Origin of the sequence: Pseudoalteromonas luteoviolacea S2607 (genome assembly GCF_001625575.1) — a bacterium.
GTDB lineage: Bacteria > Pseudomonadota > Gammaproteobacteria > Enterobacterales > Alteromonadaceae > Pseudoalteromonas > Pseudoalteromonas luteoviolacea_E.
In genome coordinates, this window is sequence record NZ_AUXV01000056.1 from 268,100 (window position 1) to 290,375 (window position 22,276).

The following is a 22,276-nucleotide window of genomic DNA, read 5'->3' on the forward strand; positions in this document are numbered from 1 at the left end:
GGGCAAACATGTCTATTGATTTGTCTTCGGCAATTGCAACTTTCGTAACCGAATCGAAAGAGCTATTGCAAGAAATGGAGAATGGGCTTCTAGATCTTGAGTCTGAGACCTCCGAAGAGCATGCCAATGAGATTATCAATGCGCTCTTTCGAGCAATTCATACAATAAAAGGCAGTGCGGGAATATTTGACTTTGAGCATGTCGTTACCCTCACCCATATTGCCGAAACCCTGCTAGAAGATGCGAGAAATGGCAATTTGCAATTAGATAAAGAGCTTATTTCACTTTACCTAGAAACCAGAGATGCCACTGAGTCATTGATTGTATTAGCTGCCGCTGAAACAGAGCCAGACCAAGCCCTATTGAACAAAGTGAATAATCTGGTGTCCTGTTTTTCAAAGTACATTGACGCAGAAAATAACCAAATTATCCACCAAGATGCTGCCTCAAGTTCGAGTGAAGGCACGCTCGATAACGAACGATGGATTTTATTTTTTGTACCAAATGAAAATGTGCTTAGAAATGGCCTTGACCCCTATTCGTTCATCCATTATTTGGACTCAGAGACTTCAAATTTGGTTGTAAATACTTGGGTTGAAGCGATGTTTGGTCCCCATCACTTTGACCCAGAGTCAAATTACTTATCGTTTGTTTTATCTTTCGATTCCGACAAAACAGAAAATGAAATATTGGATGTATTTGAGTTTATTCAAAGTGAAGCATACATTGCCGTGCTACCACCGAAAGGTAACATTGATGTATTGAAACATAGCATACAAAAATATCAGGATTTTGACTTTATTACAGATGCGCTTCGCAAAGCAGATAGTTCGTTTGCAGATATCGTCAAGCTCCTAAATTGCGATGCGACTGACACCAATGATCCCGTCCCTGCTGTGCCTGAAGGGCCAGTACCACCTGCCGCATCGAAGATCCATAAAAGTAAAACACTCAGAGTGGAAGCCCTCAAGTTAGACCGACTCATTGACCAAGTCGGTGAAATGGTTATCACGGGTGCCCGGACAAACTTACTTGCTCACGAAACAGGAAATGAAACGCTCATTGAAGCCATGGCCTTATTGGAGCGTTTGGTCGAAAATATTCGAGACAGTTCACTTAAGCTCAGAATGGTGCAGATTGGTGAGACGTTCAATAAGTTTAAACGCGTAGTAAGAGACATCGCTGACGAACTCGGTAAACAAGTCGATTTAACAATTATTGGCGCCGAAACTGAACTTGATAAAACATTCGTGGAAAAGGTTAGCGACCCTCTTATGCACATTGTAAGAAATGCAATCGACCACGGTATAGAGGACCCTGAAACGCGGCTCGCTCAGGGCAAACCTGAACAAGGGCAACTCACCTTAAAAGCTTATCACGACTCCGGCTCCATCGTGATTGAAGTCAGCGATGATGGAAAAGGCCTCGATCAAGAAAAAATCCTCAAACGCGCTATCGACAGAGGGTTGATTTCTTCAAGCCAAACCTTACAAGAAAAAGACATCAACCTACTAATTTTTGAACCAGGTTTTTCCACTGCAGAGTCCATAACCAATATCTCTGGACGCGGTGTCGGCATGGATGTGGTTAAAAGAAACATCGATAGTTTGAGAGGCAGTGTAGAGGTTGAAAGCGTTCAAGGTGAAGGGTCAACAATTTTGATCCGACTGCCGCTGACGCTCTCTATTATTGATGGCTTTATGTTTGAAGTACATAAAGAAAACTACGTCATTCCACTAGACACGGTCGTCGAATGCTTAGAGCTTCACGAGGTAGTATCGGAACAAGATATTCAAGACAAAAGTTACATAAACCTTCGCACAGAAGTACTGCCATTTATTAGATTACGTACCTTATTTGGTATAGAAGAGCAAATTGACCATACTCGAGAATCTTTGGTCATTGTGCAATTTGGCACACTGCGCGCTGGGTTAGTTGTAGACTCGCTGAAAGGCGAGTTTCAAACGGTTGTTAAACCGCTAGGAAGGCTGTTCGAAGGACTCAAATGTATAAGTGGCGCAACGATTTTAGGTAGCGGTAATGTCGCAATCATTTTAGACGTCTCCGCGTTAATAAAGTCAGCCATATCAGTATATGAAGCATTAGAGAAAAAACATTAGGCAATGGCCGGAGAACGAACATGTTTAAGAACTTTACTATTCGCAATAAAATAATTCTTGCGATGTTTACCATGGGGCTATTGCTGCTAGTTATAGCCATGTCAGTGCAACTCAAAAACGGCGAGATTGAGGAGTTTGCGGTCGATGTGGGCAAAGTTGATATACCTGAGACGATTTACGCATTAAACATGCTGGATGAACTGGGTGATATGAACAGCAACGTCCTTGAATATATCGCCGGTGAGTCTGACGAGAGTGAAGACTTTAGATCAAACTACAACGAGTTTATTCGCTACCTCGAAGATTTAAAACAGCTCGGGACGGTAAACAACTCCATGGTTCGCCAACTAGAAGAGTTAGTCACTCGCTATGCGAACGAGAATCAAGAACTTATCTTTGACCGCTTTGACCCTTTGTTAGAAGCCAAAGCAATAGACAAATACGACTACCTAAATAAAGAGTTCGCTATTCCTCTTGAGCAGTTACTAGATACTTTAAAAGAAGAAGAAGTTGCAGATGCTGGTAGCAGCGGAGATTTCAATGAAGTGGTAAACGACGACCTCCCAGGCGTACGCTACTACTTAGAACTTATTGATGAGCAAGGCGATATGATGAGTTCTCTTAACGCCTATATGCGGGGTGCACTTGGTGCCGACGCTGCTTTCGAAAAAGACGCTAGAACATTTACCGGTTTTCTTGGTGATTTGAAGCCCTTAGAAAGAAAGCCGCCAGAAATTAAAGCACTGAGTGAAGTAGAAAGAATGTATCTTGAACTCTATAACGGCGGTAAAGAAATATTCGCCATGTATGACCCTCGCGACAAAATTAAAGCGTCTAGAGATGTCGACCGCTTAGAACATGAAGTGTTTAACAAAATTGAAGATTTACTAGAAGAAATTTCGAATGAAGCCATCAAAGAAGGTGACGACTCTCTAAACTCGCTCGTAACAGCAGCGCGAGAAAGCATCTCTCTGGTTTGGGCCTTGCTCGTTGTTGCTATCATACTTGCCACTGCCACTGCTGCATTCTTAATTCGCGGCATTGTAATCCCTATCAATGCGCTTGCTGAAGCCGCAGAAGATCTGCGCTCAGGAGAAGGCGACTTGACTCGTCGAATTCCTGACTTTGGCAATGATGAGATAGGCGAAACCGCACGCAGTTTTAATGGCTTTATTGAACGACTTCAAAATATTCTGCTGGATATTCAAGAATCTGTAGAGTCGATCGCGCATAGCACGAATGAGGTTGGAACCACTTCTAGAATGCTCAGTTCTACCTCCAATCAACTGGCCGCTAGTGTTGAAGAAACGTCGGCTTCACTGGAGCAAATGAGTTCTTCTATTTCCATGAATACCGAAAACTCTAAAGTCACCAACGACATCGCCAAACAATCTAGTAGCGAAGCTAACGATGGAGGACGTGCAGTAAAAGATACCGTCAAGGCAATGACTCAGATTGCAGAAAAAATAGGCATCATCGAGGACATCGCATACAAAACCAATCTTTTGGCCTTAAATGCAGCCATTGAAGCAGCAAGAGCGGGTGAACATGGTAAAGGCTTTGCGGTGGTCGCTGACGAAGTTAGGAAACTTGCTGAGCGTTCACAGGTGGCTGCGCAAGACATAAGTACGCTAGCCGATAACAGTGTAAAAATCGCACAGCATGCAGGTGGTATGCTCGACAGAATGGTGCCAAATATAGGTAAAACAGCAGATCTTGTTCAAGAGATCACTGCAGCATCTACAGAACAAAGCACCAGTGTCGCAGAAATAAACCGGACCGTGTCTCAACTTGACGAGATTGCACAGCAAAATGCCTCTGCATCTGAAGAACTCGCGTCAACAGCCAAAATGGTGCAGGACCAAACAAGTGATATACGCTCTACCGTTAATTACTTTAAGCTGAGCAACGACAGACAAATGATGAAGATTAGACGCTCCGTGCAAGAAGGAAAGTCTTCAAGCTCAATGCCAGAAGAAGGCTATACGCCATTTGACGAGTAAAGACTATGACTGATCAAACAACTCAAAATAGCTTTGTCGATAAAGATAAGTATCTGGCTTTTGAGCTGAATCATGCTACGTACTCTATCAATATATCGTTGGTCAAAGAGATTATGGAGTATGTAGAGGTCGATCCAATCCCGATGGCTCCTGATTTTATTATCGGCGCCATAAATTTACGGGGTGAAGTTATTCCAGTATTCGACTTGTCTCTACGCTTGGGAAAACTGCCTCAAGCACTCACAAACAGAACATGTATTATCATTGCTGAGTGCCTTTTTAACGAGCAGCAGATAACCATTGGTTTAAAAGTAGACATTGTGACCAAAGTACTTGATATCTCCAGTGCAGATATAGACAAAGTGCCGAGTATTGGTGGCCAATTTCATAGTCGGTTTGTATTAGGGCTAGCAAAACTGCCTGACAAATTAATGACAATTTTGGACATTTCAAAGATCCTCACGCTAGATGATATGAAACTCATCGAAGATCTCAACAACGCGGAGCTAAGCGAAGAAACTGATCCGGATATCTCTGACTCGGATAAGGATGAAGATGAGAGCACCCACGATAACGCATGTGAAAATGACGAAGCCGAGGTAAATCATGAATAACGCTCAGCCCGACAACACTCATATTCAGCAAAAAGATGAGCTAAGATATCTATTCGTTAAAGTTGGGCACGACCACTTTGGTATTCCTATTGACTCAGTCAAAGAGGTTATCGAGTTAGTAGAGACCACGATGGTTCCCATGTGCTCTGACGTGATTCGTGGCGTAATCAATGTGCGTGGTAGCGTTATCCCTGTATTGGATCTTCAAAGGCGCCTTGGACTCAAACTAACCACACCTTACGACAAATATAGCTGTATCGTCTTGTATGACTTCTATGACCACTCACTAGAAGAGTCAATGACTTTGGGCATGCTTGTAAATAGCGTGGTTTCTATCGAGTTTATAGATTTAAGTAACCTCGAGTCGTCCCCTTCCTTTGGTTCGAATATTCCTCGTCATTACGAGTGGAAAATGGCAAAAATCAATAACAAGCTAACTACCCTGTTAGATATTGCTAAAGTTCTGAACGTAAACGAGATTAACTCTTCTCTCAAACATGAACAAGAGCAATTCTTTATTGACTACTGCCAAAGGTAACGAGAATAGATGTCGATTTCTAAGCTTGAGTTCAATCAGTTAAATCGTGTTTTAGATGAACATACAGGCATAAGATTGAACTTTAACAAAGCAGACATTATGGCAAGCCGATTGAGTTCTAGATTGAGGTCAAACCATTGTGCGTCATTTAATAAATACTACCAACTCATTGTTAGCCCAGAAGGAAAGAGCGAACTCGATATTTTTATCGACAAAATGACCACGCATGAAACCTATTTTTTCAGAGAGCAGGTGCAATTCGAATTTATGTACGACTATCTTCGCCAAAAAAAAAGTAGAAACGTGCCAATTAGAGCTTGGAGTGCTGCTTCTTCAACGGGGGAAGAAGCATATTCGATTGCAATGGTGCTCGATGATTTATTCTATAGTGGAAACTGGTCTGTAACGGGCACCGACATATCACCAACCGCTGTTGAAATGGCTAAAGAAGCTTGTTTTGCATTATCAACAGTACAAAAAATACCCAAAAAGTACCGGCGTGCTTATTGCCTTAAAGGAACTGGGCAAAACGAAGGTACCTTTACAGTCAACAAATCGATTCGGTGCCACTGTAATTTTAGCGTTGATAATCTGTTAAAGCTAAGAACAGTAGACTATTCCTTTGACATCATATTTTTACGCAACGTACTCATTTACTTTGATGAAGCTAAACAACACAAAATTATCGACAACATAATTCACCGTCTTAACCACGGGGGCCTATTGTTTTTAGGCCATTCAGAATCATTGCGAAAAAAACGACCTGGCATAGAGTTAATTCAGCCCTGTATTTATAAAAAGGTGCGATTATGATTAGCGTGTTCATCGTTGATGACTCTGCGGTTATGAGGCAACTAGTCGGAGAAATCATTAACCATGATAGAGAGTTAAAACTGATTGGCTCGGCTCCGGATCCAATTTTGGCTGAAAGAAAAATGAAAATGAACTGGCCTGATGTTATCTTGCTTGATGTAGAAATGCCTAAAATGGACGGCATCACATTTTTAAAAAAGATAATGCAAGAAAGACCGACACCTATCATTATGTGCTCTGCACTGACCCAAAAAAATACAGAAACCACAATGGAAGCGCTAGCTTCTGGCGCCGTGGATGTAATCGCTAAGCCAACTCAAGGGCTTGCAAACTTTATAAATAATCAAGGTGTGACTCAGATTATTGACGCTATAAAGGCCGCCGGTAAAGCCAAGGTAAAACCGATGCGCTACTTGGCGGAAGAATCGGTTAGACGCAACCACACAGCGGATGAAGTGCTACCCCCTCCAAGCCCAGACGAACTCCAACCACCCATTACTTCTGATAAAGTCATCGCAGTTGGCGCTTCCACAGGTGGGACTGAAGCTTTGACAGGGTTTCTTTCTTTGCTACCTCCTACAACCCCCCCGATCGTTATCGTGCAACATATGCCAAGTAAATTTACTCACGCTTTTGCTCAGCGGCTAAACAGCATAACTCGACATGTCGTAGTCGAGGGAGAGACCGCAATGCGCCTGAAATCAGGACATGTGTACATCGCCCCAGGCGGTAAGCATATGTTGGTAAAACGCCAAGGGAGCGACTACTATTTAGAAATACGGGACGGCCCATTAGTCAGTAGGCATAGGCCTTCTGTGGATGTGCTGTTTAGATCTGTCGCACAATCGGTCGGCAGAAACGCAATTGGCGTCATTTTAACGGGAATGGGTGATGATGGCGCCTCTGGCATGTTAGACATGAAACACGCTGGCGCAATTAACTTCGCTGAGAGTGAGTCGAGCTGTGTCGTGTTCGGCATGCCCAAGGAAGCTATCGCAAGAGGAGCCGTTGATAAAGTGTTTTCTCTGAGCAATATTCCGTATCAAATTTTAAAAGTGCTAAGGTGCTAGGTATGCAAAAAAGCCTCATTGAGCTGCTCAACATCATCTACGTTGCGTATGAAAAAGACGGTACTATCACCGGAATTTCTGACAACGCAAGTGACCTGATAAAACTTAATGTGAATGACAACATCGTAGACAGCCCCACTTTAAAATTTTTTGACGAAGAGTTCACTGAGCTCAACAGCAAGGACATATTATTCGAACCCTGCTTTGAGCAATTAGAGGTAGGAGTTAGCGTTGACAACAGCAATGTACACTGGGTCAGGTTTAACTATACACGGAAAAATACGCTCACTTTCGTGAAAGTTGAACTAATCGAAGAGCTGGTAGCAATACGAAGGCTCAATAAACAACTGGCCATTAGAGATCCGCATACAGGGTTGCTCTACAGAGAAGCATTTGTCGCTAAAGTTCAAGAGTTAGATACTCATGGCATCATGTGCTGTATTCGAATATGTAATTATCAACGAATATCCGAGGTATGGAATATTGGTGTCGCCAACTTAGTGTTTATGGAAGTCCTTTCACGGTTTCAAGGAGATTTTGAGCAAGGGATCTTTTCGAAACATTCCTCAGATTGCTTTTGCGTATTTGTCCCCCACACTACCCCTATCAACATTGAAGCTTTATACAACCATCTAAATGAACCATTTGAATTTAACGACAGTAGCTTCTACAGCAATGTAGCATTAGGTTATTACAAAGAGAGTCATGTAGATGATCACGAATTGAGCTTAAACAAAGCAGAAATGGCGACATTTGATGTTTTGTCGGACAAGCTGAGATTAGTAGAGTTTCAAGAGGGTCTCGCTAGGCAAATTGAACGCCAAAATAAAATTGAAACAGCACTTAGAGATTCATTCCATCAAGATTTAAATAATAGCTTTACTGTCGTGTTACAGCCTCTGCATGACACTAAAACTGAATGTCTCATAGGGGCTGAGTGTTTAATGCGCTGGACACTAGAAGGTAAGCCAATCTCGCCAGCTGAGTTCATACCAATTGTAGAAAGTACAGGTGATATCAACAAATTGACACTCTTTACGCTTACTCAAATAAGAAAGACAGTTGAACACCTGACCAGTGAAGGGATCGATTGCAAGCACTATATGTTCGCTATCAATATTAGCGTTGTAGAGATTCTAGATGTTAAATTTGAAAACAAGCTACTCGCCGCGTTAGCTGAACATAACATTGACCCAAAACGTATCAAACTAGAATTAACTGAATCCGCCCTCATAGACAACTTTTCGTACGTAAACGAAGTGTTGGTGTCTTTACAGTCAAAGGGGTTCTTAATTTCTATTGACGATTTTGGTACCGGATTCTCCAGCTTAAGTTATTTGTGTAAGCTCAATTTTGATGAAATTAAGATCGACAGATCATTTGTGACTAACGTCGTGAAAGATGGAAAACTACAATCAGTTTTTAACTCAATCGTTTCACTGGCAAAAAACCTCGACAAACCGCTGGTCGCGGAAGGCGTGGAAGATATGGAGCAAATGATTTACGCAAAAGCAAAAGGCGTACAATATGTCCAAGGGTACTATTACAGTAAACCCTTGCCCATCGACGCCTTTGTTGAATACGTGCTAGAAGATAAGTCTAGCTATTTGCACTTTGAGAGCTGAGCTACCCACCACCTAACACTCGAGCCGGTTCGATTTTAGTAGCCTGCCATGCCGGATACACGCTCGATAATACAGAGATAATTAACGTTGCGGCCAATACAATGATAATATCAGCGAACACGAGTTTACTTGGTAAAAACTCTATGAAGTAAACGCCCTGCAATGGATTAGCTCCATCAAGTGAAATCCACAAAGAGAACAAGTCAGTGATACTCAACGCAATCAAAGTGCCCAGTGCCAGCCCAAAAAAAGCCCCAACCATGGCATAACTCAAACCTTGTACAGCAAACGTCATAAAAATCGTTTTATCCTGCATTCCCATGGTTTTAAGAATGGCAATATCTGCTTGTTTTTCTTTTACTTCCATCACCATAGATGAAATGATATTAAAACTTGCCACCGCTATGATTAAAAAGACCACCAAATATACAATAGTTCTTACCATTTGAATGTCTTGGTATAAACTTCCTTGGGTACGAAACCAACTCTCAACATACACAAGGTCTGGCAGTGCTCTACCTGCGCTCATCGCAATTTGATGTGCATTAAATACATCATCAACTGAGAGTCTTAAGCCTGTTACAGTCTTTTCAGGTAACGACAACGCTTTTTGGATCTTTGGTAAGCTGACCACCACGAGGTTTCTATCTACTTCACCACCCATTGCAATCAACCCAGCAACGCTAAATGACACTCTTTTTGGTGCCGCGAGGGCATTTTTTGCATGTTGGTTTGCAATCAATATAGTCACTTTATCGCCAACTTGAACCTGCAATTGCTTTGCAATTTCTCTACCTAACAAAATCTCATCACTGGATAATTGGCTAAGCTGAAACGATTTTATATAGAGCCCAATGCTTGACACACCTTGATGCCTCGTCGGGTCAATGGCTTTGAGCTGAGCTGCTTTTAGCTGACCTTTAAACTGGACCATAGTGGTGAGGTTTATCTCAGGTACCGCAGACTTTACACCAGGCTGCGCTTCTAATAGTTGGACTTTCTTAGGCCAATCTTCTATCGGATCGTAAGGTGCCTGATAACTAACGTGCGGGACAACAGATAACAACCTTTCCTTAAGCTGGTGTTCAAAGCCATTTATAACCGACAGTGCGACAATAAGGACTGTCACACCGAGAAACACACCAATGGTAGACGCCTTGCTTAAAAAGCCAAACAAACCACTGTGGTTTTTTGATTCACGAAGTCGCTTGCTTAAAAATAAACTAAGCATGCTTCACTCCAGCGCCTTGGTAATTAACGAGCACACCATCATCCAATTGCACGACCCGCCCCAGCTTTTCGGCCAACTCTAGATCATGAGTTACAACAACAAAACTTGTTTCAAACTCCTGATTCAATTCGTTTAATAACTCGTAAATTTTAAGCGCATTATGTTTGTCTAAGTTTCCGGTAGGTTCATCCGCGAGTACCAAAGAAGGCTTGGTTACAAGCGCCCTTGCAATGGCTACTCGTTGCCTTTCTCCACCAGACAATTCTGAAGGTCGATGATCAATTCGATGTGCTAAGCCTACTTTTTCAAGCATTTCTGTGGCTGTTTGATTTGCTTCAGCTTTTGACTTGCCAGCTATTAGCAGTGGCATCGCAACATTTTCCAATGCACTAAAATCCATCAACAAATGATGAAATTGGTAAATAAAGCCCATATGGCGATTACGGAATTCAGCTTGCTTAGCCCGAGAGAGCTTGTCTACTTCCACCCCTTTGATTTTTAAACTACCATCTGTTGCGCCATCAAGCGTTCCTAATATATGCAAGAGTGTACTTTTCCCCGAGCCTGAGCTTCCCACAATAGATAGGGTTTCTCCTTGTTTCAGCGATAGATCAACACCTTTTAGTACCGAAACCTGTGAGCCAGCTTCTTGATAAGACTTGCTTAATTTCTGACACTGAATAACGGGATCACTCATATCTTAATACCTCAGCAGGCATCACTTTTGCTGCTTTTTTTGCAGGGTAAAGTGTTGCTAAAAAACTTAATAATAAACTTGTAAAAATAATGAAAGACAGGCTGACTGAATCAAATTTAACTGGTAGCGCCATTCCTCCAAGCAGAGATAAGCCAATTAAATTCAGTACTTCATTTATATTGGCCGCAAGTGCAATACCTAAAACAGACCCTATTAAAGTACCAACCACACCATTATATAAACCTTGAACCATGAATACTTGAGCAATTCTACTCGGTGTGAACCCTAAAGTTTGTAAAATTGCGACCTCTCCTTGCTTTTCGCTGACCATCATGGAGAGAGCAGAAACGATATTAAACACCGCGACAATGACGATTAATGCGAGAAGCAAAGACATTACACGCTTCTCCATAGCGACAGCTGCGAATAGCGCCCCTTGCTGTACCTGCCAATCTTGGTACTCGTACTGAGAGAATAATGCCTGATTAGTTTGTTTGAACTGAGCGACAGAAAAAGCGTCTTCAAGCGTGATACTTACATCGTACTCATCTGGCTTTTTCTTTAATAGCTTTAATAGACTGGTGCCATCGGCAAACGCCAAGCTAGTATCTGCCTCACTGGCAGAATTATAGATCACCGCGACCGTAAATAAGCGCTGTTTTGGCACACGCCCTAGCGGAGTGTAGCTCGTTATATCAGGAAAAATAACTCGCACCTTACTCCCTAGCCTAACATCAAGCTTATTTGCCAGAAAACGACTCAGGGCCAACTGATAACGCGAATCCTCTAAGGTTTGAACACTGCCTGATTCGACATGTCTAGAAATGGCGCTAGGGTAACCTTTAAATGTACCTTGTAACCTTACGCCCACCAGCTCTTTATTCGTTTGCAAAATTACATCTGATGTAACGTACGGCGTAACACGCTGGACACTGGGCAGTGTTGCGAACTGCTCAGCTTCTATTCGCGGCTGATCAGGTGTTTTTTTCGCTAGTTGCACATGAGGTATTAGATCTAGCATGGCACTTTTCAAACTCTGCTCAAAGCCGTTCATAACCGAATTAACCGTTATTAAAGACATAAGTCCAAGTGCTATACCTGCAATTGAGAAGAAAGATATAAAAGAAACAAAGGCGTTACCTTTTGAGGAACGACTGTACCTAAGCCCGACAAACAAGCTAACCGATTGAAACATATTAAAAATTTAATTCTGAATTTTCATCTAGGAACTAATCCTAACACAGATAGGAATTTACGGTCACACTTAGATGTGTAAAAAATTTTTAATTATCCGCTACTTAATATCTTAATTTAGTGTAAAATGCGTGAAATCTTGCGGTATGGAAGTTCTATGTTATCCCTAGACAGATTTAAGCATATGAATTTAAAGGGAGATTTTTTCGGTGGTGTGACCACCGCAATCATATCTCTCCCTCTCGCCCTAGCCTTCGGGGTTGCTTCTGGTGCCGGTGCAGAAGCAGGAATGTGGGGCGCTATTCTCGTCGGTCTTTTCGCTGCCTTATTCGGCGGCTCAACCTCCTTAATTTCTGAGCCAACAGGTCCGATGACTGTTATTATGACAGCTGTTTTGACCACCATGATGGCGCAATATCCCGAAAGCGGGTTGGCTATGGGCTTTACCGTCGTTATGATGGCTGGAGCATTCCAAATACTTTTGGGTACATTGAAGTTAGGTAAATACGTCACGCTTATGCCATATAGTGTGATATCGGGCTTTATGTCTGGTATTGGTGTGATCCTCATAATATTGCAACTGGCACCATTACTAGGACATCAGTCGCCTGCTGGTGGCGTTTTAGGTACTTTATCAGCACTGCCAGCATTAATACTTGATTTGCACTTTGCAGAATTATTTCTAGGTGCAATCACTCTTGCTATATTATTTTATTTGCCACAAAAGTATCGACAATATGTTCCCGCACAACTTGTTGCTTTAGTTGCGGTTACGCTTCTTTCGATCATATTGTTTGATACAGACAGTATTAATCGCATCGGCGAAATCCCAAGTGGGCTACCTTCGATCGTGTGGCCAACGTTTACTGCTGACCAATTTACCTCGATGGTAATCGACGCATTAGTACTGGGTACACTAGGCTGCATAGATACGTTACTTACTGCTGTTATTGGAGACAGTTTAACCAGAACCGAACACGATTCTGACAAAGAGTTACGTGGCCAAGGTATTGCAAATATGATCTCAGGGCTGTTTGGTGCATTACCGGGCGCCGGTGCAACAATGGGAACAGTTGTAAACATTCAAGTAGGTGCGAGATCTCCCCTCGCAGGAATTATCAGAGCACTCATTCTAATGGCCGTGGTTTTTGTAGCAGGAAGCCTGACAGAACCAATTCCAATGGCTGTATTAGCCGGTATCGCTGTATATGTAGGCTATAACATACTCGATTGGAGCTTTATTCAGCGCGCGCACAAAATCAGTATCAGCCAGATGGCGATCATGTATGGCGTTATGCTTCTCACCGTGTTTGTTGATTTGATTGTTGCTGTGGGGTTAGGTGTTTTCATTTCTAATATCATGGTAATTGAGAGATTGAGCCGTGTGCAAGAACAACACGTGAAAGCAATCAGCGACAGTGATACTGATGAAGATGTACCTTTAACCGCACATGAGAAGTCACTCCTTGAAAAAGCACAAGGTCAGTTACTGTTTTTCTACTTATCTGGTCCAATGATTTTTAGCGTATCTAAAGCGATCGCGCGTCAACATAGGCAGATTAGTGAATATAAAACGATGGTTTTGGACTTGAGTGACGTTGCCATGTTGGACGTAACAGTCAGCCTTGCTATTGAAAACGCTATCTCAGATGCTGTTGATGCAAATGTGCAGGTGTTCATCTATTCGCCGAATCAAGAAACGAGTGAAAGGTTAAACAAGATTAATGTACGTGAAAAGCTAGGCGATGATGCGTTTTGCACTAGTCGAGAGTCAGCGCTAAACAAAGCATTAGATGTTATGAGCTTGAGTTAACCGGGTTAGTTTCTGCCTAACCCTGCTGCAAGAAACTCAAGCAACTCTCTAACTGAAGTAGGCAAATACCTTCTGGGTGGATATACCGCCCAGATCCCTTCTGATTCAGGCTCAAATTCTTGCAAGACTTCAACCAAGGCACCATTTTCGATCGCTTCCTCTAAGTAATAGTGTGGAAGTTGAACGAGACCAAGGCCCTGCTCCGCCGCATTCACTAATGCCCACCCACTGTTGCACCTTAGTCTGCCTTTAACATGTAATTGCACCTCTTTGCCTTCATCTAAAAACCTCCATGCACTTGACTTGCCTAACAAGCAGTAATGATGTTCTAAATCATTCAGTGTTTCGAGTTTTGGTGCGTTAGACAAATATTTAGGTGCGCCACAAACCAACGTTTGGCGGTGAGCTAGTAATCTAGCCCTTAAAGAAGAGTCCTTCAAGTTGCCTAGCCTAATTGCAAAGTCAAAGCCCTGCTCTATCAAATCAAGCTGATTGTTATTTAGCTCCATATCTACCTGAATATTGGGATATATAGACATGAACTTATTAACGAGTGGCATGATGTATTGCTCTCCATACATCACAGGTGCGGTTATTTTGATCTTTCCTGCTGGTTCCGCATCACGTTGTCGTAGTGCTGATGTTGCATCATCAAGGACATGCTGCAAGTGTTTTGCATGAGATAAAAATACATTCCCCTCAGTCGTTAGAGATAACTTGCGCGTTGTACGATTTAATAATTGGTAACCCAACGTTCCCTCTAACGCTTTCACACGACGGCTGACTTGTGCTACAGATGTATCTAGTTGTTCTGCAGCTCCTGTAAACGAACCACAGACCGCTACTGCAACAAATTCATCAATGCCTACCCATCTGTCCATTATTACATATCCGTAAAAGTATTTTATTATTTTGGAGATTATCAAATTTATAATAAAGGTTATACTAAGCTCATCTATAAAAGTAGGAAAACAAAGAAATGGGACAATTTATCAAATCAAAAGCAGCCATCGCATGGGGCCCAGGTCAACCACTTAGTATTGAAGAAGTAGATGTCATGATGCCTCAAGCTGGTGAGGTGTTGGTAAAAATCACCGCTACAGGCGTTTGTCATACTGATGCATTCACCCTGTCTGGTGATGATCCTGAAGGCGTATTCCCAGCGATTCTTGGCCACGAAGGTGCAGGTATAGTTGAAGCTGTAGGTGAAGGCGTAACAGGTCTAGAGGTGGGCGATCATGTTATTCCACTTTACACGCCAGAGTGCGGCGAATGTAAGTTCTGTACTTCAGGTAAAACTAACTTATGCCAAAAAATTCGCGAGACCCAAGGTAAAGGTCTTATGCCAGATGGTACCACACGCTTTTATAAAGACGGTGAACCAATCTACCATTACATGGGCACTTCTACTTTCTCAGAGTATACGGTACTGCCAGAGATCTCGCTTGCAAAAGTAAACAAAGAGGCTCCGCTTGAAGAAATTTGCTTACTTGGCTGTGGCGTTACAACAGGTATGGGTGCTGTACTGAATACAGCTAAAGTGCAAAAGGGAGACACGGTCGCAATTTTTGGCTTAGGTGGTATTGGTCTGTCAGCCATCATCGGCGCTACGATGGCTGGTGCTGGTCGTATTATTGGTATTGATATCAATACTGACAAATTTGAATTAGCCACAAAGCTCGGAGCAACTGATTTAATCAACCCAAATGATTACGACAAGCCGATTCAGGATGTCATTGTTGAGATGACAGATGGTGGTGTTGATTTCTCATTTGAGTGTATCGGTAATGTGAACGTTATGCGCAGCGCGCTTGAGTGTTGTCATAAAGGCTGGGGGGAGTCGGTGATCATTGGTGTTGCCGGTGCTGGACAAGAGATCTCTACAAGGCCTTTCCAATTAGTGACTGGTCGCGTTTGGCGCGGTAGCGCTTTTGGTGGCGTAAAAGGCCGTTCTGAGCTGCCTGAAATAGTAGAGAGATATATGGATGGCGAATTCAAACTCAATGACTTTATAACCCACACAATGAAACTTGAAGACATTAATGAAGCATTTGAATTGATGCACAACGGCGAAAGCATTCGCTCTGTTATCCACTACTAAAAGTCTGAGTGGCGGTAGGTTTTGCTGCCGCCAACAAATCAACCTACAATCCAATTAACACAAGGGTGTATGAGTAAGTATGGAATTGATAAGCGAAAACAAAGTATTCGGCGGTTGGCATAAGCGATATAAACACATGAGCTCCGTCAATAATTGCGAGATGACTTTTGCTATATTTTTGCCTGAGCAAGTCGCAAATGGTGAACAGGTGCCTTCTTTGTATTGGTTATCAGGGTTAACCTGTACTGATGAGAACTTTATGCAAAAAGCAGGTGTGTTTAAATACGCAAGTGAACATGGAATTGCCATAATCGCGCCTGATACAAGCCCAAGAGGTGAAAACGTCGCTGATGACAGTGATGGTGCATATGATTTCGGATTAGGAGCTGGCTTCTATGTCAACGCCACACAAGCGCCTTTTAGCCTTCATTACAATATGTATGAATACATAACCAAAGAATTACCCGCACTTATTGAAGCCAACTTTCCTGTAAACGACAAAAAAAGTATTAGCGGGCACTCAATGGGCGGACATGGCGCCTTAGTCATTGGATTACGCAATAGTCTTGATTACCAGAGCATCTCTGCTTTTGCACCAATCGTCAACCCCATTAATTGTCCTTGGGGACAAAAAGCGTTTAAAGGTTATCTAGGTGATGATACGGCAACTTGGCATGAATACGATGCTACCGTATTAATGCAAACTTCTTCTTACGACAGAAAACTGCCAATTAAGATAGACCAAGGTGCGGCAGATCAGTTTTTGGAGGCCCAGTTGAAGCCTGAAAACTTTATAGAAGCAGCACGAGTTAAAGATTTTGGGGTCGATTATCAGAACCATGAAGGTTATGATCACAGCTATTTTTTCATTTCTTCTTTCATCGGGCACCACATTAAATTTCATGCAACTGCTTTGAAGTGAGTGTCGTTGGGTTGCTGTGCTATTAGTTAAACTGCACACAGAAAAAAGGCGCTTTTCCCTAGCGCCTTTAATTGCTTAACATTAATTTTAATTACTTACTTATATCCTGATACTGATTCAAACCATCTAGGGAAATAGGTTGTTCAAATCCGGGGATATGTAATTCACTCTGATCAAGTTGTAGACCTGATTCATCAATCATGCCATTGCCAAAACGATAAATAAGCTCGTATTGCCCAAGATCAGCTGCATCTTTATAAGCCTGCTGATTAACAACGGTTTGATTCAATTTTTGTGAGTAGGATTCAAGCGCTTCTTCTCCATGACGCTTTCTCAATAGGCTTTGAGTTACGTTAGGCGAGAATACGGTCGCAGTTGCATTATTGCCACCAAACCCTTTCGAGTTAATAAATGCGACATCCATCTCACCACAGTCATAGTGCTCAGTTCGAATATCTAGGTGTTCATTCCAAACATCATCTGCAACTTTATCGATAGTTGTAATGCCTGGCATAACATTATGGCTGAACACACCTAGTGCCATCGCCAATTGATCTCCAGAAGCTGGGGCAATTGTATGACCTACGAATGCCTTTGGTGCGGCTAGTTTCCACCCTTCAATCGAGAATGCTTCTGCAACTTTATGATAAATTGCTGACTCAGTAACGCGGTTTTGTGGCGTACTCGAACCATGTGCTAGGATGAAACTGCGTTGTTGTAACGATTCGGAGCCAACGATTTGCTGAGCTAGCGCAACCGATTTAGCCATCGTAATGTAATTGCCCGGCCCTGGCGCTGTGATAGATTTTTTAACACCATCGGCATTTACAAACACATCGACGACTGAACCCATTACTTCAGCACCTAATTCAAGTGCTAACTTGTCATCCATTAAGATTGCAACTTGCGCACCTTCACCAATTGTGAATCCACAGTTTTCACCAAACGGCCTACTGGTCCTGCGGTGATCAGCAACATCTGAGTTATCAAGCTTTTTCAAACCCTCTTCATTTGCTAGTGCGCCCATATTACCAAAGCCTTCAATGACTTCTGGTGTTAACGCACATTCGACACTCGCTACAACAGCAATGCGTGTACGTCCAGCTTGAATGTCATTCACAGCAGCTCTGAGATTATATAAGAATGTTGCGCATGCACCCGTCGTAGAAAAAGTCGTTCCTACACTTCCTGTAACGTATGCATTGATAAAGTCAGTAGACATGGTGTTTAAGCCCAAAGCTAGCTGCTTTGTACTAACACGATCACCTTTTAATCTGTTTCTAACAAGACCACCTAGGCCCTCTGCGTCCATTTGCCCTGCTACAGAAGCCGAGTAAGTCCCGATTTCGTCAGGTTTTACACTGTTAATTACGTGGTCCCAGTCTAAGCCTGTTGATTTGATAGCATCGGTTGCTGCAAAAATGGTAGCCTGCAAGCCTCTTGGTTGATAGCGGCTGTTGTACATTTTAGCTGGTTCAAAGCCGGTAGGTAGCTGACCCGCAGCTTTTATAGGGTTATCTCTGTAACTATCATGTTTTATTTCTAGCTGTTCAGGAACTCTAACACTAACCGTTTTTGGTTCAATTTCTTCAACAATCCAACTACTAGGTACGGGAGATGGCAGATCGCGTTTTCTACAAGTAAAAGAGATTCCTTCACTGCTATTTGCAGTAATAGTCAGCTTTTGGTGCCAATGTGTGGCGTCTACATCAAAGTGATTTTTTTCGATTTTTCTAATCAAAGTGCCAGAAATTATCTGCTCACCAAATTTTTTCTCAACATCTTCTGGACTCACGACTTCCCCATCATGAGTGACTAGTTTGCCTTCTTCAAAAGATACTAAGTTCATCAACGTAGCGAGGCCAAGAAAAGTTTCCTTTCTCGCAGCATCATCAAGCTTATCAAGTATGATTCTTCGGTAACCTTGGTGGAAAGACGTACGACCTGCGGCGTTGATACCGCCCATACCGACTATGATAGGTAATGCTGTCATATATAACTCGTTTAATACTTATTTGTTGCAATAATTCTAGAATGAAGTAGATAATATAACTTCACATATTTCGCCATTAATCATGCTTTTTTCGCCAACACAGAGTGGTCAGATGAGTTTCAATGAATCAAATTAGAATAGCATTAACATTATACGAACAATTATTAATCACTAGCGTAACTTTACCAATTGAAATGCTCCGTGCAGGAGAAGCATTTGCCAAACGGCACTCACGAGCTTCATTTGTGCCTCTTAACATAGAATGTTTAAGCCAAACAGGTGAAGTTATAAAAACGCCCATGGGCCTTTCTATGGATATACACTCTAATTTTAAAGCGTTGAAGGAGTATGATTACGTGATCGTACCCAGCATTTGGCGTAATCCAAGGCCCGTTGTTGCCAATAACCCTCAGCTTGCAGAGAGCCTTTCAGAAGCTTGGTATCAAGGCGCAACGCTAATTGGCGTGGGTACTGGCGTGTGCTTTTTGGCTGAGTCAGCAGTACTTGACGGCCATTCTGCTACAACACATTGGCACTATGCTAAGCAATTTTCAAAAAGCTACCCCCATGTTCAGCTAAAACCCGACTACTTCATCACACAATCCGATCGCATATATACAGTAGCGAGCCTCAATGCTTTAGCTGACGTAATTGTACATTTAATTGGTCAGTTCTATGGCAAAGAGGCTGCAAATCACGTTCAGCAAAACTTTTCTCACGAAATAAGAAAGCCCTATGAAGAGCAGCGTTATTTAGAGGGAGCTGTCGATAGACACAGTGATGAGCAGATTGCTGCAATTCAGTTTTGGTTGAAAAATAATGCAAACTCAATTACTTCACTTAGTGATGTGGCTGAACAGTTTGACATGAGCTACCGCAGTTTTAATCGGCGCTTTAAGTCAGCAACAGGTAAAACGGCTATTTATTATGTTCAAGAGGTTAGAATACAGCAGGCCTCTGACCTACTGTCTTCGACCAACTTGAGTATTCAAGACATTGCTCTGACGGTAGGGTTTAGCTCGCAAAGCCAATTATCACGAGCATTTAAGGAGCACATGAACCAAACCCCAAGCAACTACCGACAAATCGTAAGGAAAAAGTTGTTTTCGTAATTACAAAATGTTTTCAATACACAGGTATTGAATACGATTATTAAAATTAAACTCGACCTCGTCACCTAAGCTTTTTCCAGCGATGGCTTGCCCCAGTGGCGAGGCTAGTGTCAATATCATCACGTTAATCGACTCAATTTCAATTTTTAGGCCCCCTTCTGCCGGCCCTATGTAATACCAGTTCGAAGCAGGTGTTTCTTCGTTCGAAACTTGCACTAGTGCGCCTTCAACAACATGCTCTGCTGTATTTAAACTATAGGTCTCTTTAAAAGCGTTTATTGCACTTATTGCCTGCTCAACTCTCTCACTTTGGCCTTCAGCCAAATAACCCGACTCAATACTCAGCGAGTCATATTGAGTTTCTGCGGCGCTCTGTTCATGGATAGCGTCTTGGCGAGCACTATCTGCCGCAGCTCTAGCTTCATACAATTTACCTTCTAGGGCGAGTTTCAACGCCTCAATAACGACTATTTTCTTCACTGTATCCTCTTAAAAACAAAAAGGGCCAATCGGCCCTTCTTGCTTTTACACTATAAATTTAAAACAAAGACTCAAAGCTACCATCTGGAAACAACACTCCGGGGATGCCTCGAATAGTCCTAACATCCCCAACGATTTTATCACCAAAATAAAACCCGCCAGTATAGAGCTTATCTTTCTTCTTGATATCAACCCAATAGCCGTCTCTACCTCGAGCGATTAAGTTAATATTGCCACCGACATTGGTTACTGTTAGTTCGCTTACATATCCGCCTAATATCATTGAGACATCAACCGTACCAAAGTTAGTAAACGTATTCGGCTCCCCACTAAGCTGAAAGCGAAGATCTTTACCACCGTTTAACGCCAATTCTAACTGCACCCCAAATGTAAGATCAAGCTTCTCAGTTATTGCGAGCGGAGAGCGTTCATTGGCATAAAGCCTAATCGGCGTAGTTTGATTTGGCGTTGTAAGCACACCATCCACCATCAGGTATGGTATTATCGTTTTGGTGGAACGTATGTTCAGAGCTTCACGAATCGCATCAAGCTCAATTTTACCAGTTAAAACGGCATTCGTTTGTGTAAGCTCCAAACTGCCTTTCGCTGATGCTACACCTGTTACTTCTTGTACATTATTTGGATCAAAGCTGCTGCTAGACACAATTTCAAACGTTTCAAATGTAAAGTCCAGGCTTGTGCCAGGCTTGGTAACGACCCCGCCACCTGTACCAACTATCTTATCTCCCAATGTTGGGCTAATTCGCCATTCTGGCACACTAACATCGATATTCACATCAAAGCCACGGCGAGTGCCGATGACCTTCCAACGAAAACCTAATTGCGTTTCATAAGTAATGTTCAATCCGGTTAATTCATACTGCCCCGCCTCAGATCCCTCAGCTGGAGATACGTGTTTTACAACATCCCCTATAACCTCACCAATCGTCACTAAAGCTTCTTGTGCATCATCACTCGCGATGTTTTCAACATCATTAAGTTTTTCTTTTAATTCTGCACTGTATTGTTCGTCTTGAAGCCTAAGTACTCCAAGAGCATTTCTTACTTCATTGAGTAGTTCGTTACTATATGGCGTGACGGTGCTTTGCATTTTGTCTAGTGGGCGCAATCTAAATAACTCATTCACCTCAAGTAATGTTTTTGCGGCGTGTTGCCGATATAGGGTATTTGTGTCTTCACCTAATAGCGTGTCAGATAGATATTCATTCGCCAACTCCGAGTACAAAGTCCAAATATTGCTCTCCCCAGACATGGCTGAGTTAAACGCATCAACAAATTGTGACGAGTTAGATGTATTTGATTGGTACTGCTGCATAATGTCTGCATAAGTCATCGCACTGGCGACATACTCTGCTTTTCTACGTTGAAGTATAGTGTTGATCGTTAAATGGTAGTGTGGCGCTGCGGTTAATGATAATGGCCTACTATCATAATTACTAAACGCGACAGCACTCGAATAAGGCGAAAAATAAAGTTGGTTTAGACCAGGTACTGGAAGTGCAGTAAGTTCTAAGTTTAATTTAGCGTTGACTGGCTCGCCAAAATCAATTTCATTATTTTCGTTTAGATCGTTAGGGTCATTTAACTTAGATCTGCCACAACCAAGTAATTTAGGGCACAATATTTGGTCGTTTTGCGGCTCAAACTTAATATGATACTGTCCACCTACTGCTAATGTGGTGGAAAACTCACTTAAGGCATCTGTCGTAAGAGTAGAAATAGAATTATCTTGCAGATTAGTGATAACCAGCTCACCTTTTTGCGCAAGAAATGAGGGTAAATAAAACTCTAATTCAGCTTCTAATTGCGCGTTTACATCATTACCAAACCCAGGTTCAATATCTGCTACTTTTGGTGCATCTCCCCCACTGCCACCGCAACCTGCTAGAAAGACAGCCCAAGCGCATATTACACTTAACTTTTTCATAA

18 protein-coding genes are annotated in these 22,276 nt (G+C 42.3%); 11 read left to right on the forward strand and 7 right to left on the reverse strand.

What is annotated here, in order from left to right:
* Positions 1-8: 8 nt before the first annotated feature.
* From N480_RS18365 to N480_RS18395, 7 genes are read left to right on the forward strand one after another with little or no spacing between them, the layout of a single operon-like run.
* Positions 9-2,120: a chemotaxis protein CheA gene (locus tag N480_RS18365; protein WP_063373886.1), complete on the forward strand. Its 2,112-nt coding sequence runs from the start codon at positions 9-11 to the stop codon at positions 2,118-2,120.
* 20 nt (positions 2,121-2,140) lie between these two features.
* Positions 2,141-4,123: a methyl-accepting chemotaxis protein gene (locus N480_RS18370; protein WP_063373887.1), complete on the forward strand. Its 1,983-nt coding sequence runs from the start codon at positions 2,141-2,143 to the stop codon at positions 4,121-4,123.
* 5 nt (positions 4,124-4,128) lie between these two features.
* A complete protein-coding gene (locus N480_RS18375; RefSeq protein ID WP_063373888.1) occupies positions 4,129-4,737 on the forward strand; it encodes a chemotaxis protein CheW in 609 nt (202 codons plus the stop codon).
* Complete coding sequence (locus N480_RS18380; RefSeq protein ID WP_063373889.1) at positions 4,730-5,275, forward strand: chemotaxis protein CheW; 546 nt, start codon at positions 4,730-4,732, stop codon at positions 5,273-5,275. The genes N480_RS18375 and N480_RS18380 overlap by 8 nt, the downstream gene beginning before the upstream one ends.
* A 9-nt stretch (positions 5,276-5,284) precedes the next feature.
* Positions 5,285-6,088, forward strand: a complete 804-nt coding sequence (locus N480_RS18385; protein WP_063373890.1) for a CheR family methyltransferase — start codon at positions 5,285-5,287, stop codon at positions 6,086-6,088.
* A complete protein-coding gene (locus tag N480_RS18390) occupies positions 6,085-7,158 on the forward strand; it encodes a protein-glutamate methylesterase/protein-glutamine glutaminase (RefSeq protein WP_063373891.1) in 1,074 nt (357 codons plus the stop codon). The genes N480_RS18385 and N480_RS18390 overlap by 4 nt, the downstream gene beginning before the upstream one ends.
* Positions 7,159-7,160: 2 nt before the next feature.
* Positions 7,161-8,783 carry a bifunctional diguanylate cyclase/phosphodiesterase gene (locus N480_RS18395; RefSeq protein ID WP_063373892.1) on the forward strand — a complete coding sequence of 541 codons (1,623 nt, stop codon included), beginning with the start codon at positions 7,161-7,163 and terminating at the stop codon, positions 8,781-8,783.
* 1 nt (position 8,784) lies between these two features.
* Here N480_RS18395 and N480_RS18400 read toward each other — a convergent pair whose 3' ends face one another.
* From N480_RS18400 to N480_RS18410, 3 genes are read right to left on the reverse strand one after another with little or no spacing between them, the layout of a single operon-like run.
* Complete coding sequence (locus N480_RS18400) at positions 8,785-10,014, reverse strand: lipoprotein-releasing ABC transporter permease subunit (protein WP_063373893.1); 1,230 nt, start codon at positions 10,012-10,014, stop codon at positions 8,785-8,787.
* Positions 10,007-10,711, reverse strand: coding sequence for a lipoprotein-releasing ABC transporter ATP-binding protein LolD (lolD, locus tag N480_RS18405; protein WP_063373894.1), 705 nt, complete (start codon positions 10,709-10,711; stop codon positions 10,007-10,009). The genes N480_RS18400 and lolD overlap by 8 nt, the downstream gene beginning before the upstream one ends.
* On the reverse strand, positions 10,704-11,906 hold the full coding sequence (locus N480_RS18410; RefSeq protein WP_063373895.1) for a lipoprotein-releasing ABC transporter permease subunit: 1,203 nt from the start codon (positions 11,904-11,906) through the stop codon (positions 10,704-10,706). Before N480_RS18410 ends, lolD begins: the two co-directional genes overlap by 8 nt.
* 156 nt (positions 11,907-12,062) lie before the next feature.
* Between N480_RS18410 and N480_RS18415 the strand changes: the two genes are divergently transcribed.
* A complete protein-coding gene (locus tag N480_RS18415) occupies positions 12,063-13,718 on the forward strand; it encodes a SulP family inorganic anion transporter (protein WP_063373896.1) in 1,656 nt (551 codons plus the stop codon).
* 5 nt (positions 13,719-13,723) lie between these two features.
* On the opposite strand, the gene N480_RS18420 is transcribed toward N480_RS18415, so the two are convergent.
* Entirely contained in the window at positions 13,724-14,599 is an 876-nt protein-coding gene (locus N480_RS18420) for a LysR family transcriptional regulator (RefSeq protein ID WP_063373897.1), read from the reverse strand.
* Positions 14,600-14,697: 98 nt separating this feature from the next.
* Here N480_RS18420 and N480_RS18425 point away from each other — a divergent pair, with 98 nt between their 5' ends.
* Positions 14,698-15,819, forward strand: a complete 1,122-nt coding sequence (locus tag N480_RS18425; protein WP_063373898.1) for an S-(hydroxymethyl)glutathione dehydrogenase/class III alcohol dehydrogenase — start codon at positions 14,698-14,700, stop codon at positions 15,817-15,819.
* Between the two features lie 79 nt (positions 15,820-15,898).
* A complete protein-coding gene (gene fghA, locus N480_RS18430) occupies positions 15,899-16,741 on the forward strand; it encodes an S-formylglutathione hydrolase (protein ID WP_063373899.1) in 843 nt (280 codons plus the stop codon).
* A 91-nt stretch (positions 16,742-16,832) separates the two neighbouring features.
* Here fghA and N480_RS18435 read toward each other — a convergent pair whose 3' ends face one another.
* Positions 16,833-18,734 (reverse strand): beta-ketoacyl synthase, encoded by a 1,902-nt coding sequence (locus N480_RS18435; RefSeq protein WP_063373900.1) that lies wholly within the window; start codon positions 18,732-18,734, stop codon positions 16,833-16,835.
* A 122-nt stretch (positions 18,735-18,856) separates the two neighbouring features.
* Between N480_RS18435 and N480_RS18440 the strand changes: the two genes are divergently transcribed.
* Positions 18,857-19,846, forward strand: a complete 990-nt coding sequence (locus N480_RS18440; RefSeq protein WP_063373901.1) for a GlxA family transcriptional regulator — start codon at positions 18,857-18,859, stop codon at positions 19,844-19,846.
* Here the strand turns inward: N480_RS18440 and N480_RS18445 are convergent, their stop codons facing one another.
* Together N480_RS18445 and N480_RS18450 are read right to left on the reverse strand one after the other, a co-directional pair.
* Positions 19,847-20,326, reverse strand: a complete 480-nt coding sequence (locus N480_RS18445; protein ID WP_063373902.1) for a GreA/GreB family elongation factor — start codon at positions 20,324-20,326, stop codon at positions 19,847-19,849.
* A gap of 58 nt (positions 20,327-20,384) precedes the next feature.
* Positions 20,385-22,274, reverse strand: a complete 1,890-nt coding sequence (locus tag N480_RS18450) for a hypothetical protein (protein ID WP_063373903.1) — start codon at positions 22,272-22,274, stop codon at positions 20,385-20,387.
* Positions 22,275-22,276: the final 2 nt, after the last annotated feature.